The 8,378-nt window shown below is 68.6% G+C and carries 9 protein-coding genes; 1 reads left to right on the top strand and 8 read right to left on the bottom strand.

Annotation, left to right across the window (positions count from 1 at the left end):
• The 3 genes from VFA08_12305 to VFA08_12295 form a co-directional block, all read right to left on the bottom strand.
• Nucleotides 1-429 (bottom strand): hypothetical protein (locus VFA08_12305; protein HYZ14368.1); only part of this gene is annotated, 429 nt, incomplete at its 3' end.
• Nucleotides 426-941 (bottom strand): SigE family RNA polymerase sigma factor, encoded by a 516-nt coding sequence (locus VFA08_12300; GenBank protein HYZ14367.1) that lies wholly within the window; start codon nucleotides 939-941, stop codon nucleotides 426-428. The genes VFA08_12300 and VFA08_12305, both read right to left, overlap by 4 nt.
• 146 nt (nucleotides 942-1,087) lie before the next feature.
• Nucleotides 1,088-1,240, bottom strand: coding sequence for a hypothetical protein (locus VFA08_12295; protein HYZ14366.1), 153 nt, complete (start codon nucleotides 1,238-1,240; stop codon nucleotides 1,088-1,090).
• A 164-nt stretch (nucleotides 1,241-1,404) separates the two neighbouring features.
• On the opposite strand from VFA08_12295, the gene VFA08_12290 reads away from it, so the two are divergent.
• Nucleotides 1,405-1,626, top strand: a complete 222-nt coding sequence (locus VFA08_12290; protein ID HYZ14365.1) for a hypothetical protein — start codon at nucleotides 1,405-1,407, stop codon at nucleotides 1,624-1,626.
• Nucleotides 1,627-1,678: 52 nt separating this feature from the next.
• On the opposite strand, the gene VFA08_12285 is transcribed toward VFA08_12290, so the two are convergent.
• The 5 genes from VFA08_12285 to VFA08_12265 are packed head-to-tail and all read right to left on the bottom strand — an operon-like array spanning nucleotide 1,679 to nucleotide 8,377.
• Entirely contained in the window at nucleotides 1,679-2,734 is a 1,056-nt protein-coding gene (locus VFA08_12285; GenBank protein HYZ14364.1) for a proline racemase family protein, read from the bottom strand.
• Nucleotides 2,735-2,747: 13 nt separating this feature from the next.
• Nucleotides 2,748-4,595 (bottom strand): ABC transporter ATP-binding protein, encoded by a 1,848-nt coding sequence (locus VFA08_12280; protein ID HYZ14363.1) that lies wholly within the window; start codon nucleotides 4,593-4,595, stop codon nucleotides 2,748-2,750.
• Nucleotides 4,595-5,467 (bottom strand): ABC transporter permease, encoded by an 873-nt coding sequence (locus VFA08_12275; GenBank protein ID HYZ14362.1) that lies wholly within the window; start codon nucleotides 5,465-5,467, stop codon nucleotides 4,595-4,597. Before VFA08_12275 ends, VFA08_12280 begins: the two co-directional genes overlap by 1 nt.
• 16 nt (nucleotides 5,468-5,483) lie before the next feature.
• Nucleotides 5,484-6,449, bottom strand: coding sequence for an ABC transporter permease (locus VFA08_12270; protein HYZ14361.1), 966 nt, complete (start codon nucleotides 6,447-6,449; stop codon nucleotides 5,484-5,486).
• A complete protein-coding gene (locus tag VFA08_12265; GenBank protein ID HYZ14360.1) occupies nucleotides 6,446-8,377 on the bottom strand; it encodes a S9 family peptidase in 1,932 nt (643 codons plus the stop codon). Before VFA08_12265 ends, VFA08_12270 begins: the two co-directional genes overlap by 4 nt.
• Between the last annotated feature and the right edge of the window lies 1 nt (nucleotide 8,378).

The following is an 8,378-nucleotide window of genomic DNA, read 5'->3' as shown; positions in this document are numbered from 1 at the left end:
ACTTTCCAGTGTCTCCGTCACGTACGCGACCCAGCGGCCGTCCGCCGACCAGTCCGCGGAGTACACGACCCTGAGGTCCTCCACGAGGATGCGCCGCTCGCCGGTCTCGGGGTTCACGATGACGAGATCTCCGGGGATCCGGTGGGTGAACCTCGAATCGCCCGTGAAGGTCAGCACCTCGCCGTTCGCGCGCAGAACGTCCGGTACCGCGCTAGGTGTCGGGTTGGCCGGTATCGGCGCGCTGCGGATCGCGTCGATGCCGGTGAATGTGGCCACGGCGATCGCGGCGGCCGCCAGCATCGCGACCGCGCCGTTCGCGAGGAGCCGCCGGCGCGCTCGCCGCGCCGCCTTCGGCGCATCGACCGGGATCGCGGAGATCGAGTCCGCGCGACGGTGCAGCATCTCGCGGACGTCGTGCTCGTCAATCATCTGGGCATCCCTTCGAGCGCTTCGCGCAGGGCCTTCATGGCTCGGGAGACGAGCGACCGGACCGTCCCGGGCGAGCAGCGGAGGAACTCGGCGGTCTGGACATCGGAGAGGTCCTCGTAGAAGCGCAGCACGATCGCGGCGCGTTGACGCTGCGGAAGTTGCAGGAGGGCCGCGTGCATCGTCTCGTCGAGGTCCTCGTTCGGGTGGCCCTTGATCGTCGGTACCGCGGCGGTCCGTTCGAGGTAGGACCGCTCGACACGGCGGTGACGGAAGTGGCTCGTGGCGAGGTTCACGATGGTTCGACGCACGTACGCGCCGAACGCCCCCGGATCTCGTAGGTGGCGCAGCCGCCCCACCAGGCGCGCGAACGCCTCCTGGACCAGGTCCTCGGCCAGAGCCCGGTCACCGGTCAGCAGGAAGGCGAGTCGGATGCCGTCCGGGGCGTGCTCAACGTAGAGCTCCGCCAGCCGATCGCGTTCGAGCGCCCCCTCCCGCGCCATCCCGCGGGTCATCGTCCCGCCTTCTCGCCTCACGGGATAGAGACGCGGAAGTCCCGTCCGAACGCTGCAGTAGGTACGTGCTCAGCGCGCTGCCTGCTCGAGGCGGAGGCGTCTCGATCACCCTCGCATCTCCGCGGCTTCGCTGCATCGAGTAGCCGCTAAGAGAGGGAGACGGCCTCCTGGAGACTCCCGGTCACCATCCACAGCATGCGCAGGAGGCGTTCCTGCTCCAGCTCGAAGAATGCCTCGAAGGAGTCCTGGACGGCGACCGCGTCGCCCGCACGGCTCCACCTCGCCTCAGCGTGTTCCATTCGATCCTCCGCTCGTATGAACACTCGGGAGGACCAATTTTGTCTAGGCGTGTGGCGAATGTGTCGAGCGTCACCAACACGAGCCGACGAGATGAGGAGTATCTCCGCGGCCTCGGTTACCTCGAATAGCGACGTCAGACCTGGGTGCTACGCTCGTCGACGAGATGGACGCCGCGGTCTGGACGGCAATCGCAGTGCTTGCGGCGACGTCGCTCGGGACGCTCTTCTATCTGGGTGCCAGGATCGACTCCCTCGCGGCACGCATGGATGCTCGTTTCGACGCGCTGATCGGACGGATGGATACGCGCTTCGATGCGATCGAAGGTCGTTTCGACGCCCTCGCGGCCCGGTTCGACGCCCATCTCGACCGTCACGCCGCCCGCTAGCGGGTCACGTGATGCGGTACGGCCGTCGTTTGCGGCGTAATCGACGACTGCTTCACGCCCAGATGTCGCCGATCGTGAAGCCCTCCGGGAACGGGTCCGTCTCGTCGAGGAGGTACTCCGCTCGACCGGTGATCCACGCCTGACCGCTCAACGTCGGCACCACGGCAGGGCGATCGCCCACGATCGTCTCCTCGATCAGTCGACCGACGAACCGAGTGCCGAGCAGTCCCTCGTGGACGAAGTCCTCGTGGAGCGCGAGCTGGCCCTTGGCGTGCAGGACCGCCATCGCCGCGCACGTCCCCGTTCCGCATGGCGAACGGTCGATCGCGCCGGTCCACGTGTCCGGGCGACTCCAGTCGAGCGTCCCGGTCGATACGACAACGGCATTCCGTCGTGCGGCCGCCGGGTCCCTGGCCGGTCCCCACAGTTGCGAGATCGTGACGCCCTCGATCGCCGGATTCTCCGGGTGGACGACGGGCAGTGCCTCGCGCGTGGCGGCCTTGATCATCTCGCCGACGCGGACGATCGTTCGCCCTTCCTCCGGCTCAAGGCGCAGGCCGAGCTGCCCGGCGTCCGCGATCACGTAGAACATCCCGCCCCACGCGACATCCACGGTGACCGGCCCGATCTCGGGCACGTCGACGACGGCGTCCAGGTGCACGGCGAACGCCGGCACGTTCCGAAACGTCACCCGAGTAACCTTGCCGTCCGTTACGTCGGCGGTCACGCCGACGAGCCCCGCTGGCGTCTCGACAACGAGCTCGGTCACCGGCTCCGTTGCTGCGACGATGCCGGTCTCGATCAGGACGGTGATGACACAGATCGTGTTGGTGCCCGACATCGGCGGGTACTCGGTCTGTTCCATGATCACGAACCCGGCATCGGCCTCCGGGCGCGTGGGCGGAAGCAGGACGTTGCAGTTGGCGGCTGGATAGCCGCGCGGCTCACGAAGCATCAACCGGCGGAGGTCGTCATGATGCTCGCGCAGCGCGACCAACTTGTCGAACATCGTTGCCCCCTCGACCTTAGGCGCGCCCGAGACGATCACGCGCCCAGGCTCGCCACACGCGTGCGCGTCCACCGCCGTGATCGTGCGCGAGAACCCCATCGACGCGTTGACCCTAGGCTGTACGGCTCGCCGCGCCTGGGACCGAATCCATCAGCTGCCGCGTGTACGCGTGCTTCGGCTGCGAAAGGATCTCGTCCGCCGGTCCAGATTCGACCACCTCACCCTTCAACAGCACGTAGATCCGATCGGCGACTTGGCGGACGACCGCGAGGTCATGCGTGATGAACAGGTAGCCGATCTGCAGTTCGGCCTGGAGTTGGCGGAACAGATTCAGGATCTGGGCCTGGACGGACACATCGAGCGAAGACACAGGCTCATCGCACACGAGTAACGCGGGTTGCACCGCGAGCGCGCGCGCGATCGCGACGCGCTGTCGCTCCCCGCCCGAGAGGGCCGCCGGCCGTCGACGGGCGTAGACCTCGGGGAGGCCGACCCGATGGAGAAGTTCCGCGACGGCAGCGGCGGCCGACCGCCGTCCGGCCTCGATGCCCGTCCGCTGCAGGGCCTCCGTCAGCGTGCGGCTGACCGTGTGCCGCGGGTTTAGCGTCGAGTACGGATCCTGGAAGATCATCTGGACGGTGTGGCGCACCCGCGCCCGCGCGGTCTTCGACATCGCGCCGAAATCGGACGCGTCCACGCCATCGATCTCGATCCGTCCCGCCGTCGGCGTCTCGAGCCCGACGAGGCACCGGCCGAGCGTCGTCTTCCCCGAGCCGGACTCGCCGACCAGCCCCACGCACTCTCCCGGTCCGATTGTGAGCGAGACGCCTTTCAGGGCCTCGACGACTCGTCCGCGGCCGACATCGAAGGTCTTCGTGACGCCGTCGACCGCAGCGAGCGTCTCCCCAAGGACCGGCGTGGTCTCCGCCGACGTCCGGAGAACCTCGTCGCGGAGCTCGCGCATCTCGTCCCGGATTTCGAGCAGGCGCACACACGCGCTCCGGTGATCGGCCTCGACGGCGACGAGCGGCGGATTGCCGTTCCGGCACACGTCCCGCGCCCAGCGACATCGCGGGACGAACGGGCACATGCCCGCGACGTCGTCCGCGGCGGGGACGGAGCCCGGGATCGCGGCGAGCTCGCCGAGCTTCTGCTCCGTGGAGGGCTCGGACAGGAGCAGGCCGAGGGTGTAGGGGTGAAGCGGTTCGCGCTCGATCGTCTGTGCGTGTCCGACCTCGAGGAGCGAGCCCGCATACAGGACGTACACCCGGTCGCAGGTCGTGAATGCGACCCGCAGGTCGTGCGTGATCAGGATCAGCCCCATCCCGCGCGCCTGCTGGACCGAACGCAGGAGCTTGAGGATCTCCGCTTGGGTCGTGACGTCGAGCGCCGTCGAGGGCTCGTCGGCGACCAGCAGCTCCGGGTCCTTCGCCAGCGCGGCCGCGAGCGCTACGCGCTGGCGCATCCCTCCCGACAGCTGGAAGGGGTACCGGGTGGCGACATGCGGGTCGTGGATCCCGACCTCGGCGAGCCGACGGACGGTTTCGCCGCGGAGGCGTTCACGCGACGGACGATTGCCGTCGGCGTCGACGAGCATCTCGGCGATGTGCTCGCCGCACCGCAAGAGCGGATTCAACATCGTGTACGGGTCTTGGAAGATCAGGGAGATGTCGCCGCCGCGGAGCGTTCGCATCTGCTTCTCGCGTAGGTCCATCACCTCGCGCCCGCGATAACGGATGCTCCCTTCGGCGGACACGCCGTCGGGCAGCAGCCGGATGATCGCTCTGGCGGTTAGCGACTTGCCCGAGCCGGACTCACCGACGATCCCCACGGTTTCGCCCGGCCACACGACGAGATTCGTCCCGGTCGTGATCGTGCGCTGCTCGCGCGACGGTCCCGACCAGATCCGGAGTCCCTCGAGGTCGAGCAGCGGCGTCCCCTCAGTGAACCGATCCGGCATCACCGGCCCGCCATCCGCTCGTAGATCCAGTCGCCGATGATGTTGATGCTCCCCGCTGTGACGACGATCGCCGTCGCGGGCAGGATCGCCGCGAGCGGGTTCGTGAGCAGGAGCGTGCGGTTCTCGAACAGCATGCGGCCCCAGTCCGCCTGGCCCGGGGAGACCCCGAGCCCAAGAAACGACAGCGCCGCGAGGCTGACGAGCGCGAACGCGAAGTCGAGGACGACGTACGCGGCGACGATCGGCAGGATGTTGGGCAGGATGTGGAGGAACATGATCCGCGACCGCGAGATTCCAAGCGTCCGAGCCGCCTCGATATAGGGCAGCGGTCGCTGCTCGAGCACGGCGCTCCGGACGATCCGCGTGTCTGGCGCCGTGAACAGGATGACGAGCACGACGACGGCCGTCCAGAACCCGCCGCCCGCAACGCCAACGATCACGATCGCGATCAGCGGTCCGGGCAACGCGAACATGAAGTCGACCCACCGCATCACGGCCGAGTCGATCACGCCACCGATGTAACCCGAGAGCAATCCGAGGACGGTGGCGATCGCGAACGCGCCGACTGCGACGATCGTCGGGCCGAGCAGCGCCGTCCGCGCGCCGATGATCGTGCGCGACAGAACGTCGCGACCGAGCAGGTCCGTTCCCGCGAGGTGCTCGCCGCCGGGGGGCGTGACACCCAGGAGCAGCTCCTGAGCGTTCGCTCGGTACGGGGCGATCTGGCTTCCGAAGACCGCACAAACGAGCGCGACGAGGACGAATGTTCCGGCGATCCACACCGTCACCGGCACCCCACGCCCGCCGACGACAGCGGGCGGCGCGACTGCCGACGGGACGGAGCCGGCGGACGCGCTCTCCTCGAGCTTCACGAGGGCACTCCGACGCTCATGCCTCGATCCGGCCGAACCGGATCCGTGGGTCGATGAACGTGTACAGAACGTCGATCAGGACGTGTAGAACCACGACGAACACCGCAAGGATGAGCACGATGCCCTGGATCACCGGGATGTCGCGCTGTGAGACGGCATTTACGAGGAGCGACCCAAGTCCGGGGAGTCCGAACGTGACTTCGACGAGGACCGCGCCAGTGAGCAGGCCCACCACGATCAGGCCCGCCGCGGTCACGACGGGGATCAGTGCATTTCGCAGGACGTACGACACGACGATCCTGCCCCGGCCGAGCCCACGCGCCCGCGCGAACGCGACGTAGTCCTTCTGCAGCTCTTCGATCATCGATGCCCGTGTGATCTTGATGATCAGCCCCATCACGGAGAACCCGAGCGCGATCGCGGGGAGCGTGAGGTGCAGCGCGCGATCGACGAAGCCGTCGCCGGGACCGAACGTGGGGAACCACCCCAGCGCTACGCCGAAGACGTAGAGCAGGAGGATCCCTGTCGCGAACGCGGGCGCGCTCACGCCGATCACGCCGATAGTCACCACGCCGCGGTCGATCTCGGACCCGCGCCGGACGGCCGCCAGGATCCCCAGTGGGATGCCAAGGCCGAGCGCGACGACGCTCCCGTAGAGCCCGAGGAAGATCGTCACCGGCAGCCGGTCGGAGATCATCGTCGTGACGAGCTGACTGCCCTGGATCGAGCGCCCGAAGTCGCCGGTCACGACCGCCCTCAGCCAGATCAGGTACTGGACGATGAACGGCTCGTCGAGGTTGAAGCGCTCACGGATCGCCGCGAGCACGTCGGGGCTTGCCTGTCGCGAGCCGACGAGGGCGCGCGCCGGGTCTCCGGGCGCGAGGTTGATGAGGGCGAAAACCCCCAGCGAGATCAGCAGGATGAGTGGGACGGCGACGAGCAGCCGTCGCAGGACGTACGCCCAGATGCCTCCAGCATTCACCCGCGCCCCTCGAGGTGTCGCTCGAACCAGCCGACAGTTCTGCGCTGCGCGTCGGCCGCGTGCTCGCGCTCGCGAAACCCGTGTCCCTCGCGAGGGTAGACCACGAGTTCCGTCGGCGTGCCGTTCACCACGAGGGCCTGGTAGAGCTCCTCGGCCTGCCCGAGCGGTGTGCACTGGTCCTGGGATCCGTGGAGGATCAACGTCGGCGTCTTCGCGTTCGCCACATGGGTGATCGGCGAGCGCTCCATGAACAGCCCGAGCTTCTCCGGGTCGCGGTGGTCGCCCTCGAAGATGAACTCCGAGAAGGCGTGGTTGCACGTGAGGTGCGTGCTCAGGTGGTCCACGATGCCCGAGACCATGACGCCGGCCGCGAACCGGTCCGTAGTGCACACAGCCCAACCGGTGAGATACCCACCGTAGCTCCCGCCCGTGACGCCGACCGCGTCGGGCATCGTTACGCCGAGCGAGACGCAGTGCTCGACGCCGAGCAAGATGTCCTCGAACTCGGCTCCGGCCGGGTCTCCGACGTTCAACCGGGTGAAGGCCTGCCCTCGCCCGGTGCTGCCGCGGTAGTTCGGCAGAAAGACCGCGAATCCCGCCGCAGCGAGCGGCAAGGAGTACCCCGGGTCGAACCCGTGCTTCCACGCCCAGGTCGGTCCGCCGTGGATCATCACGACGGTTCGGAACGGCGGGTCGCCGTCGGGCAGCATGAGTAGGCCACGGATCGGAAGCCCTCCCGCGCCGTGCCACTCGAGCTCGCGCACCTCGGGGTACCACCGGAGGTCCGCGCGCACGCCGTCGTTGAACGACGTGAGGGGCGTCCACGTCGCGTCGGGGCCGTCGTCGCGTTGCATCACCTCGGGCGGATCACGCAGCGATTCGCGGATCGCGACGAACCCGCCGCTCGGGATCGGCGCGACGCGAGCGTGGAAGCTGTTCGGCCCGACGATCGCGTCGTCGGTCGACGCGCACTCCACTTTGCCTGCGGCGTCGACGACGCCGAAGCGGGACCCGAACCCCTCCCAGCCCGCGAACCACAGGCGCTCGGGGTCGAGCCAGCCGATCGAGGAGAGGTCGCTCAGCTCGGAGTCGAACGGCTGGGCCTCGCCGCTCTCGAGTTCGATCATACGGACGTCCCCCGCGACGAGCCCGCGGTCGCTCGACCACCCCTCGAGGACGGCGACGCGGCGCCCCGTCGGGTCCACGGCGGGACCCTGCACCTGCCGATCGGGGATCCACAGGTCGCGGGAGGTCCGCCGCTCGAGGTCAAGGAGTGCGAGCCGGGCCCGGTACCAACCGCTCTCGGACGGGTCTTCCGACACGAGGCCGACGGCCTTCGAGGCATCAACCAAGTCGAACTCCCAAACGCTCACCCCGTCTGGGCTGACTTCCTCCGTCTTGCCTGTCTCGATATCTATCCGCAGCACTCGCCGCCAGCCCGTGTCGGGCCGAAACACCGCGGGATCGGGCGCGTCGCTCCAACGGAGGCGTATCGCACCGTCCGTCGCCGCGCCGAACCCGCCCTCGTCGACGGCGAGGGCGAACACGGACGTTCCATCGGGGGACCAGGCGAGCGCCTGGACGGAGCCGTCGACCTCGCCGATCTCACGAGGCTCACCGCCCGGCTCGAGCAGGAACGGCGACATCCGTCCGACGATCGGGCGCTCTGCGGCGAAGGCGAGCCGGTCGTCGATCGGGGACCACGTGGGGAGCGCGTCGGTGCGCGGACCGGCGGTCAGCTGCTCGGGCGGGCCACCGTCGAGCGGCACGCGCCAGATCCGGCTCTGATAGCTCCCGGCCCGTTCGAGGTGTGCGGGGAACACGGCGACGGCGAGGGCGTCGCCACGGTGGGTGAACGACAGGTCGACGGGATACCGGACGCGATCCAGGAGCGCGAGGACGCTCTCGAGGCGTTCGCGATCGCCCACG

The organism is Actinomycetota bacterium (genome assembly GCA_035640355.1).
Taxonomy (GTDB): Bacteria; Actinomycetota; UBA4738; order UBA4738; family HRBIN12; genus CALGFI01.
The sequence above is the reverse complement of the archived record's forward strand: the minus strand, read 5'-3'. Positions and strand labels throughout refer to the sequence as shown.

What these genes read in the sequence shown, in the direction of transcription:
- VFA08_12300 (HYZ14367.1), bottom strand. Translation starts at nt 941, where the DNA reads ATGACCCGCGGGATGGCGCGGGAGGGGGCGCTCGAACGCGATCGGCTG.
- VFA08_12295 (HYZ14366.1), bottom strand. Translation starts at nt 1,240, where the DNA reads ATGGAACACGCTGAGGCGAGGTGGAGCCGTGCGGGCGACGCGGTCGCC.
- VFA08_12290 (HYZ14365.1), top strand. Translation starts at nt 1,405, where the DNA reads ATGGACGCCGCGGTCTGGACGGCAATCGCAGTGCTTGCGGCGACGTCG.
- VFA08_12285 (HYZ14364.1), bottom strand. Translation starts at nt 2,734, where the DNA reads ATGGGGTTCTCGCGCACGATCACGGCGGTGGACGCGCACGCGTGTGGC.
- VFA08_12280 (HYZ14363.1), bottom strand. Translation starts at nt 4,595, where the DNA reads ATGCCGGATCGGTTCACTGAGGGGACGCCGCTGCTCGACCTCGAGGGA.